The organism is Falsiruegeria litorea R37 (assembly GCF_900172225.1).
Taxonomy (GTDB): Bacteria; Pseudomonadota; Alphaproteobacteria; order Rhodobacterales; family Rhodobacteraceae; genus Falsiruegeria; species Falsiruegeria litorea.
The window spans coordinates 83,721-102,150 of sequence record NZ_FWFO01000001.1 but is presented as its reverse complement, the minus strand read 5'-3'; the positions used below and the strand labels follow the sequence as shown (position 1 = coordinate 102,150).

The 18,430-nt window shown below is 61.4% G+C and carries 12 protein-coding genes; 5 read left to right on the top strand and 7 right to left on the bottom strand.

Features of this window, described 5'->3' with window-relative positions:
• Positions 1 to 4 precede the first annotated feature (4 nt).
• The gene (gene yaaA, locus TRL7639_RS00480; protein ID WP_085793864.1) at positions 5 to 775 is read left to right on the top strand and encodes a peroxide stress protein YaaA; all 771 of its coding nucleotides are present in this window, start codon (positions 5 to 7) and stop codon (positions 773 to 775) included.
• Here yaaA and TRL7639_RS00475 read toward each other — a convergent pair.
• The gene (locus TRL7639_RS00475; RefSeq protein ID WP_085793863.1) at positions 766 to 2,994 is read right to left on the bottom strand and encodes a response regulator; all 2,229 of its coding nucleotides are present in this window, start codon (positions 2,992 to 2,994) and stop codon (positions 766 to 768) included. The genes yaaA and TRL7639_RS00475 overlap by 10 nt on opposite strands.
• A 136-nt stretch (positions 2,995 to 3,130) precedes the next feature.
• Between TRL7639_RS00475 and TRL7639_RS00470 the strand changes: the two genes are divergently transcribed.
• The 4 genes from TRL7639_RS00470 to TRL7639_RS00455 are packed head-to-tail and all read left to right on the top strand — an operon-like array spanning position 3,131 to position 12,005.
• Positions 3,131 to 8,560 (top strand): alpha-2-macroglobulin family protein, encoded by a 5,430-nt coding sequence (locus tag TRL7639_RS00470; protein WP_085793862.1) that lies wholly within the window; start codon positions 3,131 to 3,133, stop codon positions 8,558 to 8,560.
• Positions 8,557 to 9,117 carry a putative glycolipid-binding domain-containing protein gene (locus TRL7639_RS00465; protein WP_085793861.1) on the top strand — a complete coding sequence of 187 codons (561 nt, stop codon included), beginning with the start codon at positions 8,557 to 8,559 and terminating at the stop codon, positions 9,115 to 9,117. The genes TRL7639_RS00470 and TRL7639_RS00465 overlap by 4 nt, the downstream gene beginning before the upstream one ends.
• The gene (pbpC, locus tag TRL7639_RS00460; RefSeq protein ID WP_085793860.1) at positions 9,107 to 11,140 is read left to right on the top strand and encodes a penicillin-binding protein 1C; all 2,034 of its coding nucleotides are present in this window, start codon (positions 9,107 to 9,109) and stop codon (positions 11,138 to 11,140) included. The genes TRL7639_RS00465 and pbpC overlap by 11 nt, the downstream gene beginning before the upstream one ends.
• A 19-nt stretch (positions 11,141 to 11,159) precedes the next feature.
• Complete coding sequence (locus tag TRL7639_RS00455) at positions 11,160 to 12,005, top strand: 2-keto-4-pentenoate hydratase (protein WP_085793859.1); 846 nt, start codon at positions 11,160 to 11,162, stop codon at positions 12,003 to 12,005.
• 27 nt (positions 12,006 to 12,032) lie between these two features.
• On the opposite strand, the gene TRL7639_RS00450 is transcribed toward TRL7639_RS00455, so the two are convergent.
• From TRL7639_RS00450 to TRL7639_RS00425, 6 genes are all read right to left on the bottom strand, one after another.
• A complete protein-coding gene (locus tag TRL7639_RS00450; RefSeq protein WP_085793858.1) occupies positions 12,033 to 13,532 on the bottom strand; it encodes a TRAP transporter large permease in 1,500 nt (499 codons plus the stop codon).
• Positions 13,529 to 14,113, bottom strand: coding sequence for a TRAP transporter small permease (locus TRL7639_RS00445; RefSeq protein WP_085793857.1), 585 nt, complete (start codon positions 14,111 to 14,113; stop codon positions 13,529 to 13,531). Before TRL7639_RS00445 ends, TRL7639_RS00450 begins: the two co-directional genes overlap by 4 nt.
• Positions 14,114 to 14,174: 61 nt before the next feature.
• Positions 14,175 to 15,221, bottom strand: coding sequence for a TRAP transporter substrate-binding protein (locus TRL7639_RS00440; RefSeq protein WP_085793856.1), 1,047 nt, complete (start codon positions 15,219 to 15,221; stop codon positions 14,175 to 14,177).
• Positions 15,222 to 15,302: 81 nt separating this feature from the next.
• Positions 15,303 to 16,493, bottom strand: a complete 1,191-nt coding sequence (locus tag TRL7639_RS00435) for a 3-hydroxybenzoate 6-monooxygenase (protein ID WP_085793855.1) — start codon at positions 16,491 to 16,493, stop codon at positions 15,303 to 15,305.
• A 3-nt stretch (positions 16,494 to 16,496) separates the two neighbouring features.
• Positions 16,497 to 17,195 carry a fumarylacetoacetate hydrolase family protein gene (locus TRL7639_RS00430; RefSeq protein ID WP_085793854.1) on the bottom strand — a complete coding sequence of 233 codons (699 nt, stop codon included), beginning with the start codon at positions 17,193 to 17,195 and terminating at the stop codon, positions 16,497 to 16,499.
• Entirely contained in the window at positions 17,192 to 18,229 is a 1,038-nt protein-coding gene (locus TRL7639_RS00425; protein ID WP_085793853.1) for a cupin domain-containing protein, read from the bottom strand. Before TRL7639_RS00425 ends, TRL7639_RS00430 begins: the two co-directional genes overlap by 4 nt.
• Between the last annotated feature and the right edge of the window lie 201 nt (positions 18,230 to 18,430).

Genomic DNA, 18,430 nt, shown 5'->3' with positions numbered 1-18,430 from the left:
GAACATGCTTGTGGTGATTTCCCCGGCCAAACGGCTGGATTGGGCGGAACGTGATGTGACGGCGACCGAGCCCGCGTTTCAGGATGACGCGATCCGGTTGGCCAAGACAGCGCGCAATCTGACCTTGGGCGATCTGCAGAAACTGATGGATATCAGCCCCGATCTGGCGCGTCTGAACCGGGATCGGTTCAGGTCTTTTGTCGAAGAACCCGATGGCGATGTAACCCGCCCTGCCGCGCTGGCTTTTGCCGGTGACACGTATCAGGGGCTCGAAGCCGCGTCGCTCGATGCCGAGGAACTGGCCTGGGCACAGGATCATCTGCGCATTCTGTCCGGGCTTTATGGTGTGTTGCGCCCTCTGGACCGCATCCAGGCCTATCGGCTTGAGATGGGCAGCAAGTTGAAAACCCGGCGGGGCAAATCGCTGTATGACTATTGGCGCGATCAGCTGAGCAAGGCGCTGAATGTTCAGGGCGAAGCCGTGGGATCAGATGTTCTGGTGAACTGCGCCAGCCAGGAATACTTTGGTGCCGTGGCCCCCAAGGCGCTGAACCTGCGGGTGGTTACGCCTGTGTTCATGGAAGACAAGGCAGGCGCGCCCAAGATCGTCAGCTTCTTTGCCAAGAAAGCGCGCGGAGCGATGGCGCGCTACATCATCCAGCACCGATTGACCGATCCCGAAGGTATCTTGGAATTCGATACCGGCGGGTATGCCTATCGCGCTGACCTGTCCACGCCGGAAAAGCCAGTATTTGTCCGCCCCTATCAGTCCTGATCCGCATCCGATTTGTTGACCGGCAGCGCATCTGCCGGTTGATGCTCTGCAATGCGCTCGTGAATAAGCCCCTTGCGCAGTGGCTTGGTCATGTAAAAGTCCAGACCGGCGGCCAGGATCCCCTCGGAATCGCCGTCCATAGCATGGGCGGTCAAAGCTACGATTGGCACATGATGGGCAGCGCCGTTTTCCAGCTTGCGAATTTCGCCCGTCGCCTCCTTGCCATCCATTTTCGGCATCGAGATGTCCATGAAGATCAGGTCAGGTTCGAAGCTGCCAAAGGCTTCGACGGCTTCAAGACCGTTGTTGGCAAACTTCAGCTCGATGTCCAACTCTTTGACCATCTTGCGGAACACCAGCTGGTTGGTCCGGTTGTCTTCGGCTGCCAGGATTCGCATCCGGCGCTTGTCTGATTGCGGCGAAATTTGTGCATCATCCTGCGCCTCAGGGGCAGACGGGCCTGCTTCGGCAGCATCGGACGGCTTGGGTGTCTTGGCCCCCAGGTTTGACAGGCGCGAGAACAACTCGGCCCGGGGAATGGGTTTTTGCAAGATACCTTGCAGCAGCTTGCTCGCCGGGTCCGCTTGCGCAACGCTGGGATTGGACGACAGCAGTACAAATGGTACGCCGCCCCAACCGCGCTCATGCAGGGCGTCGACCAACTCCAACCCGTCCAGATCGGGCATGTTGTGATCGCTGAGCACCAGGTCGACGCTTTTGTCGATGCAATCCAAAGCCTCTTTGCCCGAGGAACAAGAGGTGACGCTGACTCCCAGTTGGGCAAGTTGTTTTTGCAGGATTGCACGGTTCACGGACAGATCGTCGACGATCATCACATGATGGATTTCACCCAGGAAATTTGGCGGTGCCGGTTGCGGTCCTTCGGCCATATCCATCGTTACACGGAACCCGAAACAAGACCCAATACCCTCTTCGCTCTCAACCCAGACCGATCCCTCCATCAGCTCAACCAATCGGCGCGAGATTGCCAGGCCCAATCCGGTGCCTTCGAACTTGCGGTTGCGCTCGTCCTCAACCTGATTGAATTCACCAAAGATGTGGTCGATTTTGTCAGCGGGGATCCCGATGCCGGTGTCTTCGATTGCGACATGGATCGCGCATTTTTGCGAAACGGGGTCGGGTACACCTGTGACACGGATCAATACATGCCCCTTGGACGTAAATTTGATCGCGTTGCCCACCAAATTGGTCAGTACCTGGCGCACGCGCCCCGGGTCGCCAATGAACAGGGTTGGCAGAAACAGGTCATAATCAACCAACAGCGTTAGCCCCTTGTCCCGCACTGTCGGCTGCAACAGCATTGCGATCTCGTGAATGCAACGCTCCAAATCAAAGGGCTCGGGGTGCAGGATCAACTTGTCGGCTTCGATCTTTGAATAATCCAGAACGTCGTTGATGATGACCAGCAGCGCCTCACCCGAGTTCTTGATCGTGTTGGCGTATAGCCTCTGTTCCTCGTCCAGCGCTGTATCGGTCAGCAGCTCCGCCATGCCGACAACCCCATTCATCGGGGTGCGGATTTCATGACTCATGTTCGCCAAAAAGGCCGATTTGGCGCGGTTTGCTGCTTCTGCGCGTTCCCGCGCCGCCCGCAATTCGGACTCGTAATGTACGGTCGAGGTGATGTTCAGCGCCAGACTCACCACGTCACCGCCGTGGCCACGCTGATCGATCAACTTGATATATTGATCGTTCCACATTCGCATGACGACAGGTTCAGGGTTGGGGGCCATCCAACGTTCAGTCATCATGTGGCGCCATTCGTCTGGCGCCAGGCTTTCGGTGTTGACCAACCCCTCATCTGTGAACAGTTGCAAAATCCGCATGTACGAGATGCCCGGAGCGACCTCTTCGAGGCCGTCAAAAGCGTTCAGATAAGCGGTGTTGGCACCGATCAGATTGCTGTCGGCGTCAAAAAACGCAAACCCATCCTGAATGGTCTGAATCGAATGCCACAGGCGACGCTCGGCAATCTCGATTTTGGCGTTGGCGACCGTCAGGTCGGATTTGACCTTTTCGTTTTCGTCCCGGACAGTCGCAACCTCGGCCTGCTTTTCGCCAATCTTGCGTGTCAGGGCCAAGGCATGGCGTCCCAGCTTGCGATTGGCCGCGCTCAGCTCGGCTTGTTTCAGCTCAAGCAGGCGCTCGGCAGCCAGACGCGCACGCCGTTCCTCGGCCAATTTGTTGACAAGGCTCATTCCAGACAGTCCCCAGGCGGTTCTTGCCCGCAGCATCCGACGAGTCGGTGAACAAGTATTTAAGCAAGTCTCAATATGGGAATCGTTGCCAAAGCGCCGCCCCCCGTGCGACCCTGCCGCAAACAGGGAGGGCAGCATGCCACGCTTTGTCATCAGTCTAATTGCTCAATTTCTTTCGATTTTTTTCTTTGCCGGGGCGGCGGTTGCGCAAAACTCGGTGCCTGATTTTCGCTACGTGGTGACCCAGGACATGGATTTTTACGGCGCCGATCTGGATGCGCTGTTTGATACGGACCTGAATTCCTGCGTGCGGGCCTGCTCCGCCAACCGCCAATGTGCAGCGTTCACGTTCAACACGCGGTCAAATTCCTGCTTCCCCAAAAGTGGCGTCAGCGATCAGACCCCTTACGAAGGCGCGATTTCGGCGCAAAAGATCGCGACGCCCGCAGAAGCCACACAGCGTGGGGCGGCGCGTATGCAGGCGCTTGATGTTCTGCAAGAGCGCGATTTTTCGCGGGCTGCGACCCTGGCGCGTGATCTGGGCTTGCGGCATCGCGCCGGCGGCCGCGATATCGAGGCGGTTTTGGGGGCCATGCGTGCCTCGACTTCGGATCCGGTTCGGGCTTTGGGCTGGACCGGGGTGGCGCTGTCACTGACCGACCGTTCCGATCTGTGGGGCGAATACGCCCGCCGTCTGTTGCAAATCGAACCGGACGCGCGACGCCGATCCGAGGTGCGCGCGATGGCGATTTCCGCCGCGCTGAACGGTTATTTGCGCTCTGACACCGCCGGTGCTCAAGTGACAGCGCTTGAGCTTTTGTCACAGGCATTGGAGCGCTCCGGTAGGGGGCGCGACATGGTGTCCGTCCTGCGGGTCGCCTCTGAAATCCAACCGCGTGAGGACATTCTGGCGGCCTTGGAAAGTGCGATCGCGAAATATGGGTTCCGCGTGGTCGACAGCACCGTTGAAAGCGACGCCGCCGCCCCGCGGATCTGCGTTCAGTTTTCCGAACCGCTCGAAAAAGCCAGCGTAGACTACGACCCCTTTGTGCAATTGCAGACCACGACCCTGTCAGTACAGGCCGATGATCAGCAGCTGTGCGTCGACGGTGTCGAACATGGCGAGCGGTACCGGTTTACCCTGCGCAAAGGGCTGCCCGCCGCATCCGGAGAAACGCTGCATCGCGACGTGACACTGACCCATTATGTGCGCGATCGGTCGCCCTCGGTCCGGTTCCCGGGGCGGTCTTATGTGCTGCCCAAAACAGCCGAAGCCGCGCTGCCGATTGAAACCGTGAACCTGACCCAGATCGACCTGCGCCTGCGCCGGGTCAGTGACCGCAACCTGCTGCGCGCGGTGCAGGACGGGTTCTTTGGCCGTCCGCTCAGTCAATGGCAGGACCAGCAATTCGCGTCCGAGATCGCGCAAGAGGTCTGGACGGGCACAGCGGATGTGACCAGCGAGCTGAATCGCGACATGACGGCCCGCCTGCCTTTGGCCGAGGCCATTGCCGGACAACCCGCTGGCATTTATGCGCTGACAGCGCGTGTTCCGGGGGCCGATCCTTATGACGATCCAGGCGCGACCCAGTGGTTTGTCCTGTCTGATCTGGGCCTGCGCACGGTGTCTGGCACCGACGGTTTGCATGTTTCGGTCCTGGGTCTGGGCGATGCCAAGCCGCGCGCGGGGGTCGAGGTCACGATGATCTCGAAAGCCAATGCGGTTCTGGCAAAGGCTGCAACTGACGCGAATGGCACTGTGCGCTTTGACGCGGGCCTGACACGGGGGAGCGGGGCTGCTGCACCCGCGATGGTCTTTGCCCGCCAAGGCGACAGCGACATCGGCTTCCTGTCGCTTACCGATCCAGCGTTTGATCTGTCTGATCGCGGGGTCGAGGGGCGGCCCGCGCCCGGCCCGGTCGATGTCTTCCTGACCACCGATCGCGGTGCATACCGCGCGGGCGAAGTGATCAATGCCACCGTTTTGGCCCGCGACACCGTCGCACAGGCCATCGACGGTGTGCCGATGACCGCGATCCTCAGCCGACCGGACGGGGTGGAATACCTGCGCCGCGTGTCCAACGGGGGCGTTGCGGGCGGCCATGTCTTTGCTCTGCCGGTGGACGCCAGCGTGCCGCGTGGGTCCTGGCGACTGGATATCAAGAGCGACCCCAAAGGCGCAGTTCTGGCCAGCCAGACCGTGCTGGTCGAGGATTTCCTGCCCGAACGCATCGACTTTGACCAAAGCCTGCCAAACGCGCCCCTGCGTCCCGGTGACAGCGTGCCGCTCAGCATTGACGCGCGCTATTTGTTTGGCGCACCGGGGTCCGATCTGACCACCGACGGGCAGGTTGTGATCCGCACCACGCAAGAGCTTGCGGCCTATCCCGGCTATCGCTTTGGCCGCTATGACAGCTCGGTCACCGCGCAAAGCAGCTATTTCGGCGGCGAACGCACGGATGACCAAGGCAAGGCGCAGCTGTCTGTGGACATCCCCCAGATCGACGCCGCCGGTCGCCCGCTGGAGGCAACCGTGATCACCCGGCTTGCCGATGGCTCGGCCCGCCCGGTGGAACGTCGCCTGAGCGCGCAGGTCAACCCACCCACGGATGTGATCGGCATCAAACCGTTGTTCGAGGATGTCGTGGCCGAAGGGTCCGAAGCCGCGTTTCAGATCGTCGGTCTGACACCGGATCTGACACCACAACCGATGCGCGTGCGCTGGACCTTGAACCGGGTCGAGACACGCTACCAGTGGTATCAGCTGTACGGCAACTGGAACTGGGAGCCGACCACCCGCCGCACCCGCATTGCGACGGGTGAGGCTGATTTGGGCAGCGACCCTCTGACGGTGTCGCAGCCCGTGGATTGGGGCGAGTACGAGCTGGTCGTTGAACGTCTTGATGGCACCTACACCGCAGCTGCATTCGATTTCTATGCTGGATGGTATCAGGGTGGGGATTCCTCGGTCACACCCGACCGGTTGGAACTGTCGCTGGACAAGGACAGCTACGCCATCGGCGACACCGCGCAACTGCGGATCGTGCCCCGCATGGGCGGGACTGCCTTGATCCAGGTGATGTCGAACGAGGTGATCCACCGCGAGTTGGTCGAGGTCTCCGCAGGCGACACGCGCATCCCCCTGACCGTGACCGAGGAGTGGGGCAGCGGCGCCTATGTCACTGCCACCGTAATCCGCCCGATGGACGTGAACGCAGGCCAGAACCCAGCCCGTGCGCTTGGGTTGGTGCATGCAATGGTCGAACCTGAGGGCCGCAAGCTGGCGGTCTCTATCGACACGCCCGAAGTTGTACGGCCCCGTCAGACGCAAAAGGTTGGTGTCACGGTCGCAGGTGCGACTGAAGGGGACGACGTCTATCTGACGCTCGCCGCGATTGACGTGGGTATCCTGAACCTGACCGGGTTTGAAAGCCCCGATCCCCAAGGCCACTACTTTGGCCAGCGGCGTTTGGGTGTGGAATTGCGTGACGTCTACGGCCGTCTGATCGACGGCATGAACGGGGCTATGGGCCAGGTGCGTTCGGGCGGGGACGCGGACAACGGCATGCGGATGCAATCGCCGCCACCCACGCAGGACCTGATGGCCGTGTTCAGCGGTACGGTGAAACTCGGGTCTGATGGCAAAGCCGAGGTCGAAGTACCGCTGCCTGCCTTCAACGGCACGGTTCGCCTGATGGCTGTGGCTTGGTCTGATCGAGCGGTGGGCCAGGCCGAGCATGACATGCTGGTGCGCGACCCGGTGGTCCTGACGGCCAGTCTGCCGCGCTTCCTGGCGCCAGGGGACAGCAGCCGCATGCTGCTCGAGGCCGTGCATGCCGATGGCGCAACCGGAGAGATGCAGCTGCGTATCACCGCTTCGAACGGCGTGCAGATGGGTGACGTTCCCGCTGCTTTTGCACTGGAAAGCGGCGAGAAGGCATCCTTTGCCATCCCGATCCGTGCCGGTGGCGTGGGCGATCCAACCATCGAACTTGCCCTGACCACCCCCGATGGCGTGACGCTGACGCAATCCCTGCGGATGCCGGTGCGCGCCAATGATCCTGTGGTGGCACAGACCCGCCGGTTTTCGCTGGCCGGTGGCGACAGTTTCTTGTTCTCTGACGATGTCTTTGCCGGTCTGCGCCAAGGATCGGCGCGCGCCATCCTGTCGGCTGGCCCCTTGGCCAACTTCGATGCACCGGGGCTGTTGAGCACGCTGGACCGCTACCCCTATGGCTGTACCGAACAGATCACGTCGCAGACCATGCCTTTGCTGTACATGTCGTCGGTGGCACAGGCCACGGGCCTCGGCAGTGGAGCGAAGATTTCGGCCCAGATCGACGCGGCGATTTCGCGCGTGCTGACACGGCAGGCGTCGAACGGGGCCTTTGGCCTGTGGCGTGCCGAAAGCGGAGATTTCTGGCTCGACGCCTATGTCTCGGATTTCCTGAGCCGCGCGCGGGCCGAGGGGTTTGTGATCCCCGACCGCGCCTTTGCGCAAGCGATGGACAACCTGCGCAACCGCATCAACTATGCCCCCGATTTCGATTTCGGGGGCGAGGATGTGGCCTATGCCCTGATGGTGTTGGCGCGCGAGGGGGCGGCGTCGATGGGCGATCTGCGCTATTATGCGGATGTAAAGGCCGAGGCTTTTGCCACCCCGTTGGCAGTCGCGCAGCTTGGGGCGGCTTTGGCGATGTACGGTGATCAGACGCGGGCCGATGCCTTGTTCGCGCGCTCTGCTGGCCTGTTCGAAGAGCACGGGTTCGGGGACAACGCCTATTGGCGCGCGGACTACGGCACCACGCAACGCGATGCGGCAGGCCTGCTGGCGCTTGCAGCCGAGGCAGGCAGCGTGACGGCACAGAATGCCGCTTTGATCAGCCAGGTCAGCCAGACCAGTGACCGCCTGTCCACGCAAGAGGCCGCGTGGACCCTGCTGGCCGCGCAGGCGCTGATCAAATCGCCCGAACACGCCGGACTGATGGTCAACGGCGCGCCGGTATCGGGGCCGTTTGTGCAAGTGCTGCAAGGCGCGGGCAGTGACAGCTACAACATCACCGCCGCCGATGGCCAAACGACCGAGGTGACACTAACCACCCTTGGTGTACCTGAAATTGCACCTCCTGCGGGTGGCACGGGCTATGGCATCACGCGGCAGTATTACTCGATGGAGGGCGCACCGCTGGAGCGTCGCAGTTTTGCCGTGGGCGAACGTTTTGTCACGGTTCTGACAGTTGATCCGTTCGAACCCTCGGGCGCGCGGCTGATGATTGACGATCCCCTGCCCGCCGGGATCGAGATCGACAATCCCAGCCTGCTGCAATCAGGCGATGTACGCTCGCTTGATTGGCTGGACCTGTCCGAAGCGACACATGCCGAATTCCGCTCGGACCGGTTCCTGGCGGCTGTCGACATGGACAACAGCGAGCAGGTGACGGTGGCCTATGTGGCGCGCGCCGTGACACCCGGCGAGTTCCATCAGCCAGCGGCGGTGGTCGAAGACATGTACCGCCCCCGCTACCGGGCCCGGACACAGACGGGGCGGGTTGAGGTCACGCCATGACCCAACCCCTGGCCACGGCACATTGGCAGCGCACGGTTGGCGAAGGCACCGACCGTTGCACCCTGTCGGGCGTGGATCAGGGGTGGATTTTGATGGGCTACGCGGTGTGGCGGGTCGACGGAGTTGGCTCGCGCCTGAGCTATGATGTGCGCTGCGGTCCCGACTGGCAGAGCCTGTCTGCTGATGTCGCCGGAGAGGTTGAGGGACGCCAGATCAACCTGCGTCTGGTGCGCTCAGCCGAGGGCTGGCTGCTCAACGACGTGCTGCAACCGGGCACCGGTGAGTGCACCGATCTGGATCTGAGCTTCACCCCCGCAACCAACCTGTTGCCGATCCGTCGCCTTGGCGGGGTTCCGGGCGAACAGGTAACGGTGCAGGCCGCCTGGCTCAAGCCGGATCTGGATGAGGTCGCGCGGCTGGACCAGATCTATGAACGTGCACCCGGCGGGCAAGTGCAATACAACTCGCCAAGCTTTTCGGCCCTTCTGGACGTGGATGCGAGTGGCTTTGTCACCGGCTATCCGGACGGCTGGCACGGGTGGGTTGATGAGGCTTAGGGGTGCGATCATCTGCTTTACTCTGGCGTTTGGGCTGTTTCTGAGCGCTTTGGCGCGGGACGGTTTTGATACCTGGATCGACCGCACGGACTTGCCAGCCTTCCTGTCGGACACGTCGGTCGAAGTGCGGGATCGGAACGGGCGTCTGTTGCGCGCCTATCAGGTCGGTGATGGCATCTGGCGGCTGACACCGGGGCCTGTGGACGCCACCTACCTCACCCTGTTGAAACGGTACGAAGACAAACGGTTCGACACCCATGCGGGCGTCGATGCTCTGGCCATCATGCGGGCAGTCGGGCAAGCGATCTGGAACGGTCGCCCAGTGTCTGGGGGATCGACGCTCACAATGCAGGTGGCACGCCTGCTCGAAGACGGGACCACGGGGCGCTGGTCCGGCAAACTGCGCCAGATGCGTGTGGCGCTGGCCCTGGAACGGCGGCTGAGCAAAGAGCAGATCCTGGAGCTGTACCTGACTCATGCGCCCTTTGGCGGCAACCTCGAAGGCGTCCGAGCGGCATCGCTTGCATGGTTCGGAAAAGAGCCACGCCGCCTGACCGCCGCGCAGGCCGCGCTGTTGGTGGCCTTGCCGCAATCCCCCGAAACCCGGCGTCCGGACCGCCGCGCAGACGCCGCACGGGCCGCCAGAAACCGCGTTTTGGCGCGTATGGAGGCTCAAGGCATCCTGCCTCAAGCAGAGGCGCAAGCCGCGCTGACGGAACGGGTGCCCGCCACACTGCGGCCGTTTCCCGCGCTGGCGCCGCATCTGGCAGATCGCAAACGCGCCCAATACCCGGACCGTTTGCTACATGACCTGACCCTCGAGGCCGACGCTCAGGCCCGGTTGGAACTCTTGATCGCACAAGCCGCGCGCGAGGCCGGGCGCGCCATGTCGGCTGCACTGGTCGTGGCGGACGCCAAGACCGGAGAGATCATCGCCTCGGTCGGCTCCCCCGAATACGCAGCCGACCGGCAGGGGTTCATTGACATGACTCAAGCGATCCGCTCGCCCGGATCCACGCTCAAACCGCTGGTGTATGGGCTGGCCTTTGATCAGGGGCTCGCCCACCCCGAAACCCTCATTCACGACGGGCCAGTGCAGTTCGGTCGCTATGCGCCGCGCAACTTTGACGGACAGTTTCGCGGTGATGTGCGGGTTCGGGACGCTTTGCAGATGTCGCTCAATATACCTGTGGTCAAGCTGACAAACGCCCTTGGTCCGTCGCGCCTGATGTCTGCGTTGCACCGGGTGGGCACCCGTCCGAAACTGCCAACAGGCAAACCGGGGCTGGCCATCTCTTTGGGCGGCATCGGGATGAGCCTGCAGGATCTGGTGCAGCTTTACGCCAGCCTGGCACGCGGCGGACAAGGCGTCGACCTGCGCGACGATTTGCTGATTACTCCGACCGAAACAGGTCGGGTTCTGTCACCCGTTGCTGCCTGGCACGTCAGCGATATTCTGGCCGGCCTGGCGCCCCCGCGCGGGGCGCCGGCTGGCGTGCTGGCCTACAAAACCGGTACATCCTACGGCCACCGAGACGCCTGGGCGATCGGTTATGATGGGCGCCATGTGATTGGCGTCTGGATGGGGCGCGCGGATGGCACCCCTGTTCCCGGCGTCTTTGGCGGCGATCTGGCAGCACCGGTTCTGTTTCAGGCATTCGGTCGCTTGAAATCAGCTTTTGATCCAATGCCCCCGCCCCCCGCCGCCACGCTGATTTTGGGCGCAGCCAAGCTGCCGCAACCACTACAAAGGTTCGAGGCGCGCTCCAACACCACCAGCGGCAACAGGCCAAGCCTGATCTTCCCGCCCCACGGTGCGCGTCTGGACACGCAAGGCGAGGCGCTGACCATCAAGCTGCGCGGCGGTCAGGCCCCCTTTGTCGTGTTGGCCAATGGTGTCCCCATGATCCATGGCATGCAGAGACGCGAGTTCGAAATCACCAATCCGGGACAAGGGTTTTCGCAGCTGGTGGTGATTGACAGCGCCGGCCTGTCTGACCGGGCGGACATTCGAATAGATTGACCCAGAAGGAGACTGTGACGTGAAACCTGGCTTGCCCCTCTTGATTGCTCTGTCCCTGAACACAGGCGCGGCTTGGGCCGAATGCGCCAGCGATGATCAGATCGCGGGTTTTGTCGCGGATTACATCTCCAACACTCCGACGGCAGCCTTGTCCAAGGATGGCACGATGGCGGATGCGCTGTGTACCCAGGCCAAACTCGTTCACGCGATGACGGCTCATATGGGGCCGGTCATCGGCTACAAAGCCGGTCTGACCAGCAAGCCAGCGCAAGACAGGTTCGGGGTAAGTGAACCGGTTCAGGGCGTGCTCTACCAGAACATGATGCTGCCGGACGGGGCCGAAGTGCCCGCAACCTGGGGCGCGCGCCCAGTGTTCGAAGCGGATCTGATTCTGGTGGTCGCCGATGCCGCCATCAACCAGGCAACGACACCAGCCGAGGTTTTGGCGCATGTCTCAGCCATCCGCCCCTTTATCGAGCTGCCAGACCTGACCCTGGCAAAAGGCGAACCAATCACTGGCGTAACCCTGACTGCCATTGGTGTCGCACCCAAACTGGGCGTTTTGGGCAACCCCATCCCGGTAGAAGACGCGGATGCGATGACGGACAGGCTGGCTCAGATGCAAGTGACTCTCGCTGCCGCGGACGGGGAAATCCTGTCCCAAGTTCCCGGTCAGGCCGTTCTGGGTCACCCGGCCAATTCCGCCCTGTGGCTCATGTCCAAGGGGATCACGTTTGCACCCGGTGACATGATCTCGGTCGGGTCGTTCGGCCCCCTGTTCCCCCCTGCAAAAGGCAAGGGCGGTGCGCGCGCCACCTATGACGGATTGCCGGGCAACCCCTCAGTTCACGTGACCTTCAACTGACCTTGTCTTGCGAACCAAGGCGGCGCCTCATAGCGCCAGCAAGAACAGGGTGATCGACGGGAACGCGACCAGAATGATTACCCGGATAATGTCTGAGCCGACAAAGAACATCACCGCCTTATAAGTCTCGACCATCGGTGTCTTGCGATCCATCGCGTTGATGATGAACAGGTTCATCCCCACCGGCGGCGTGATCAACCCGACCTCGACGACAATCAGCACCAGAATGCCGAACCAGATCGCCACATGCTCGGCCTCCATCCGGTTGGCCATGCCCTTGGTCACCCGAATGCCCAGCTCCTTCATCTCGGCGCGGGTCAGCTCGGTGCCGTTGGCAATCGCGTCTTTGATCGAGGCGAGCGTTTCCGCGCCCATCCCCTCGGGCACACCTGCCGCCAGCACCTCGCGCGCGGCATCGGCCTGCAAAGCGGCGAGATTGACCAGATCGAAGTCCATCGCCGAGATCACCGGGAAAAAGATCGGGATGGTCAGCAGGATCATCGAAAGGCTGTCCATCAGACAGCCAAAGACCAGATAGAAACACAGGATCAGTGCCAGAACCATCCACGGGCTGAAGCCCTGGCTGACCACATAATTCGACAGCTCTTGTGGCACCTGAGTCAGCGCCAAAAAGCCATTGTAGAACCCGGCCCCCAGCACGATGAAAAAGATCATCGCGGTCGAGCGCGCGGTGACGGTGAAACTCTCGACCAGCGAACTGCGCGTCAGTCCACCATTGAAGAACGCAATCACAGCCGTGCCAAACGCACCCACAGCCGCGCCCTCGGTTGGGGTGAACCACCCCAGATAGATACCGCCCACCACAAGGCCAAAGACCAGCAGCACGGGCCAGACTTGAACAAGGGCCGCAAACCGCTCGGAGTAGGGCACCGCAGGCCGGGTGCCGGCACTTTCGGGATAAAGCCGCACATAGACAGAGATCGCGATGACATAACCCAACGCCGCCATGATGCCGGGGATGAATGCCGCAAGAAACAGTTTGGCAATGTTCTGCTCGGTCAGGATCGCATAGATCACCAAAACAACCGATGGCGGGATCAGGATACCAAGCGTGCCCCCCGCCGCCAGGGTCGCGGTCGAGAACCCACCGGCATAGCCATATTGCTTCAGCTCGGGCAGGGCCACGCGCCCCATCGTTGCCGCCGTCGCCAATGATGAGCCACAAATCGCGCCGAACCCTGCACAGGCCCCGATAGACGCCATCGCAACACCGCCCTTGCGGTGACCCAGCCAGCCCTCGGCGGCCTTGAACAGCGCATTCGACATGCCGCCCAGGGTCGCGAAATGCCCCATCAGCAGGAACATCGGCACGATGGTCAGCGAATAGCTGGAAAAGGTCGTGTAGGTCTCGTTCTTCAGGCGCGCAAACGCCACCTGCGTGCCGTCGGTGACCCAGATCAGGCCCACCAACCCGACCAGAAACATCGCCAACCCAATTGGCACCCGCAGGAAAATCAGCACCATCAGGGCAGGAAAGGATGCAATCCCAATCTCAAGCGAACTCAATGGCTTGCCTCCATCCCATCGTGGATCACGATGCGACCCGTCAGGAATTCATAGATCCGAACACCCGCCATGTAGATACCAACAACCGCTGCCGCCAGCGACGCCACAAAGCTCAGGCCATAGGCCCACCAGATCGGGAATTGCAGCAGGAACGTCGTCTCGCCGTATTGCCGCTTGCTCAGCATCCCATCGCCCAGCTTCCACGCAATCAACACCAGCACGCCCGCAAAGGCGACCTCGATCACCATCCGCAGGAACCGGTTCACCGCCTTGGAAAAATTGTTCGCCAGAATATCGACCGAGGCATGGCCCGCCGTGATCTGACACAGCGGCATAAAACAGAAGATAGCAAAGGCAACGCCTGCCTCGACCAGTTCGAAATCGCCGTTCACCGGGCCGATGCCAATCGCAATCGCCCAATCGGCAAAGCCGGGCGCCAGTCCCTGCATGAAATCGCCGTGGAAAAAGCCGTTCAGCAAACGGCCCAGGATAGAAGCACAGGTCAACAGGATCAGCGCGCTCAGGACAATCCCGCCGACAATGGCCAGCGTGCGGGCCAATCCCATCATCAGCTTGTGCATCGGTCGTTCGTCTTTCTTGAAATGGCGACCGTGGCGGCAGCACCGCCACGGTCAGATGTACTTACTGCGAGTACTTTTCGATCAGCATCTGCGCTTCTTCGATCAGCGCCTTGCCGTCCTTGCCCTTGCTTTCCATGTCCGCGATCCATTCGTCATAGATCGGCATGGCCAGCGCCTGCCATTCGGCGGTCTGGTCGGCATCCAGCGTGATGATGTTGTTGCCCAGATCCTCGGCGATCACACGCGACGGACCATCAGCATCCGCCATGGTCCCACCCGCAAAGACCGAAAACTCAAGGCCCGAGTTATCGTCGATCACCTTCTTCAGGTCATCAGGCAGGCTCTCATACTTGGGCTTGTTCATCGCCAAAACGAAGGTCAGCGTATACAGCGCCTTGCCAGTGAACTCGGTGTGGTTTTCCACCAGCTCCGGAACCTTCAGCGCAGCAGTCACTTCCCACGGAATGGTTGTTCCGTCGATCACACCTTTGCTCAGCCCCTCGGGTACCGCAGGCACCGGCATACCAACCGGGGTCGCGCCCAGCTTGGTCAGCAGCGAATTGACCGAGCGCGAACCGCCGCGGATCTTCATGCCTTGCAGATCGTCAGGCGATTCCACCGGATCAGCCGTATGGATCAGGCCCGGACCATGCACCCAGGTGCCCAGAATATGCACATCCTTGAACTCAGTGTCCTTCATGTGCTTTTCGAACATTTCCCAATACGCCCGGCTCATCGCGCGTGCATCGGTCATCATGAACGGCAGCTCGAACACTTCGGTCGATGGGAAGCGGCCCGGAGTGTACCCCACAACGGTCCAAATGATGTCGGCGACACCGTCGATTGCCTGGTCCATCAGCTCTGGCGGCTTGCCACCCAGCTGCATCGACGGATAACGCTCGACCTTGATCCGGCCACCCGAATCCTTTTCGACATTGTCGGCCCAGACGTCCAGCACCAGCTTTGGCACGTTGGCCTGTGCTGGCAGGAACTGGTGCAGTTTCAGCGTAACCTCTTGTGCCAACGCCGAAGTTGCGCCGAATCCGGTGGCCATGGCCGCCACCGCCGCGCCGCCGATCAAACCCATCAGGGTTCTGCGATAAGTCATGTTTTCCTCCCTTTGATCCCTCTTTGGAGCAATATAATGCAAATCTGGATCATCAATGCAATATATTGCTACAGTCTTTGGTCACGACGCCGCGCTCTCCAACCCGGTGCCGCCATAGAGCCATTCGATCTCCGCGTACCAATCTTGCGGCGTCTTTGCCCGCATGATGGCGTTTCTCAATTCCGCATGAGCCCCCGCGGGATGATAAATGTGCTCTCCGATCTCTCGAGACTGCAACTGAACGCGCGCAGTACGCAAGCGCCGTTTCTGCTGATAGGCGCACAAAGCCTGTTCCAGATCATCATGGCTGGCCACCATGTCCGACAAGCAAACCGCATCTTCCATCGCCATACAGGCGCCTTGGGCAAAATATTGCAGCATCGGATGGGCCGCATCGCCCAGCAATGCCACGCGCCCCTCGACCCAATTCATCACCGGATCGCGGTCACACAAAACCCACAGTTTCCAATCCTGCCCCTGTTCGATCACCTGTTGCGCCAAGGGATGCACATGCTCGAACCCGCGCCGCACCTCTTCGACCGGAACGGGCTTGCCTGCCACTGGCTCGGGCGCGTGGTTGTGATAGGTCACCACGAGGTTGAAATTTTGCCCGCCCGACAGCGGATAATGCACCACATGGCACTTGGGCCCGGCCCACAACGTCGCCGCATTCCAGCGCAGCGCCTCGGGCATCTGCTCCACCGGAATGACTGAACGATAGGTGGTATGCCCCGACACCCGAGGTGGCCCATCGTCCAGCATCTGCTTGCGGACTTTTGACCACAGCCCATCCGCCCCGATCAGCACTGCGCCGTCAACGCGCGTACCGTCGCCGAGCACCGCATGAACACTGCCGTCTTCCTGTTCATAGCTCTGAACCGCCGCTTCGGTTCGCAATTCGATCAGCGGATTCGCCTCACAGGCGCTCAGAAAAACCCCGTGCATTTCGCCCCGATGCACAACGGCATATGGGTTGCCCATGTGCGCGCGAAATTCATCGCCCAGCGGGATGCGCGTGATCTCTTCCCCGCTCAGGGCATCCATCAAACGCAGATTGTCGATGTAAACTGCCATCGCCCGTGCGGCGTCACCCACACCCAGATAGTCAAAAGCATGAAACGCATTGGGGCCCAGCTGAATTCCGGCCCCGATCTCTCCAAACCGCGCGGCTTTCTCCAGAACCAGAACCCGCCGACCACGCTGCGCCAGGCCCAGCGCTACAGCAAGACCGCCAATCCCCCCGCCAGCGATCAGGATGCGGTCTTGGCTCATGGCCTACTCCGCCTCGCTCAACTTCAGGGCAATCGGATCCAGCCCGTCAATACCGCCCTCGATCACATCACCCGCCACAACCGGCCCAACACCTGCAGGCGTCCCGGTCATGATCAGATCACCCGGCCGCAGATGATAGAACCCCGACAGATGGCAGATGATCTCGTCGATCTTCCAGATCAGCTCTTCCAGGGTGGCGTCCTGCTTGACCTCACCATTCACCGACAGATGGATGCGCTTGGCGTCATCCGGAGACCACCCGTCCACCTTCGTCAGCGGAGCAAACACGGCAGCGTTTTCAACATCCTTGCCCAGATCCCAGGGACGCTGTTTGTTCCGCTCACGGATCTGCAGATCCCGCCGCGTCATGTCCAAGGCACAGCCATAGGCGTACACGGCATCCCACGCCTGCCCGCTATCGGCGCGAAACACCGGCTTGCCGATCGCAAAGGCCAATTCCATCTCGTAATGAAAGTTTTCGGTGCCCGGAGGGTACGGCACCGTCGCGCCCGACAAAATCGCATTCGGCGCGGATTTGGTGAAATAAAACGGCGCCTCGCGGTCCACCTCGTTCCCCATCTCGGCTGCATGGGCAGCGTAATTCCGACCAACGCAGAAGATCCGCCCGATTGGATAGGTGGCACTTTCGCCATTCACTGGAATGCCGGGGGTCTGGGGCAGGGAAAACAGGCTGTCGCTCATCGCGCGCGCTCCTCATAGTAGCCAAGCTTGTCCTGTAGCGGACGGTCATGAATGCGGATCACAAAGGCCTCGCTCTCCGCCTGATGAGAGATAGCGGCAAAGACCGGCGCCGTGAACGTGTCCTTTGGCCCCCAGTCGATCACTTGCCCGTCAACCTCGGTCCGGCCATGCCCCTTGATCACATGGAACGCACAGGATGAGGACCGCAAGGGCGGCTTCTGCGACTGCCCCGCACCAAACATCATCGCCGTGAACCCCAACGTCGGCAGAATGTCCTCTCCTGTCTCGGGGTTGACATAGTCCAGCTCCGCAATCTCATCCCCACCATAGGCCGACATCTGGCGCAACGCCGCCTCGGTCCCGGTCCAGGGGTAGCGCAACATCGGAAAGCGGCGGGCGCGGTGACCTGGCCTCCGGGTAGGGGCAAGACCCGCCGCCTTGTACTCGACCTCGCTGGCGTCCGGCCTGTTGCGTTGGGGCTGCAAGTCGCCCTCAACCGCATAGGACCCTTCAAGCTGCACAAACACCGGCAGGTCCAGGGCATCCAGCCACACCACCGGCTCATTTCCATCGTGTCCGTGATCGTGCCACTCGCCCGAGGGCGTCAGAACCAGATCGCCTTCTTCCATCGGCAGGCGCTCGCTGTCGACCACCGAATAGCCGCCCGTCCCCTCAACAATGATCCGCACGGCCGAGGGCGTGTGCCGATGCGCGGGCGCGCTTTCGCCCGGCAGCAACAATTGCATCCCCAAATAGATCGACGCCGTCGCCTGCATCGCGCCCGTCCCACGCCCCGGATCAGACAGCACCAGCACCCGGCGTTCGGCCTTTTCCACCGGCGTCAGTTCTCCGGCTTTCAGCAACAAGGGCCGCAACGCGTCATAGTTCCAATACCCCGCCTGCGTCACCGGCTGCGGCGCGCCGTGCGGCAGCACATTACGCATCATCGGCCAGAGCGGCGCCACCCCCGCCTGCTTCAACTCATCGCGATACGCCTGCGGTAAATCCTCCAACTCCCCCAAAGGTTCGGACATGTCACTCTCCTCTCAACCGCAGTATGATGCATACTTATTGTGGAAAAACCCATCAAATTGACGCCGGTTAGCGAAAAAGATCTAACCATAGCCATCGCCGAGAATGCGAAACGGGCCAGATTTCGCCAACAACTCCTGATTGCATAGGCGTGAAATTGCTCACTTTTGCCCTTTGACCCCACTGGTTGCTTTTCCCGGTTG

Excerpts from the sequence above, each read along its gene's own strand:
- yaaA (WP_085793864.1), top strand. The coding sequence starts at position 5 with ATGCTTGTGGTGATTTCCCCGGCCAAACGGCTGGATTGGGCGGAACGT.
- TRL7639_RS00475 (WP_085793863.1), bottom strand. The coding sequence starts at position 2,994 with ATGAGCCTTGTCAACAAATTGGCCGAGGAACGGCGTGCGCGTCTGGCT.
- TRL7639_RS00470 (WP_085793862.1), top strand. The coding sequence starts at position 3,131 with ATGCCACGCTTTGTCATCAGTCTAATTGCTCAATTTCTTTCGATTTTT.
- TRL7639_RS00465 (WP_085793861.1), top strand. The coding sequence starts at position 8,557 with ATGACCCAACCCCTGGCCACGGCACATTGGCAGCGCACGGTTGGCGAA.
- pbpC (WP_085793860.1), top strand. The coding sequence starts at position 9,107 with ATGAGGCTTAGGGGTGCGATCATCTGCTTTACTCTGGCGTTTGGGCTG.
- TRL7639_RS00445 (WP_085793857.1), bottom strand. The coding sequence starts at position 14,113 with ATGCACAAGCTGATGATGGGATTGGCCCGCACGCTGGCCATTGTCGGC.
- TRL7639_RS00440 (WP_085793856.1), bottom strand. The coding sequence starts at position 15,221 with ATGACTTATCGCAGAACCCTGATGGGTTTGATCGGCGGCGCGGCGGTG.
- TRL7639_RS00435 (WP_085793855.1), bottom strand. The coding sequence starts at position 16,493 with ATGAGCCAAGACCGCATCCTGATCGCTGGCGGGGGGATTGGCGGTCTT.
- TRL7639_RS00430 (WP_085793854.1), bottom strand. The coding sequence starts at position 17,195 with ATGAGCGACAGCCTGTTTTCCCTGCCCCAGACCCCCGGCATTCCAGTG.
- TRL7639_RS00425 (WP_085793853.1), bottom strand. The coding sequence starts at position 18,229 with ATGTCCGAACCTTTGGGGGAGTTGGAGGATTTACCGCAGGCGTATCGC.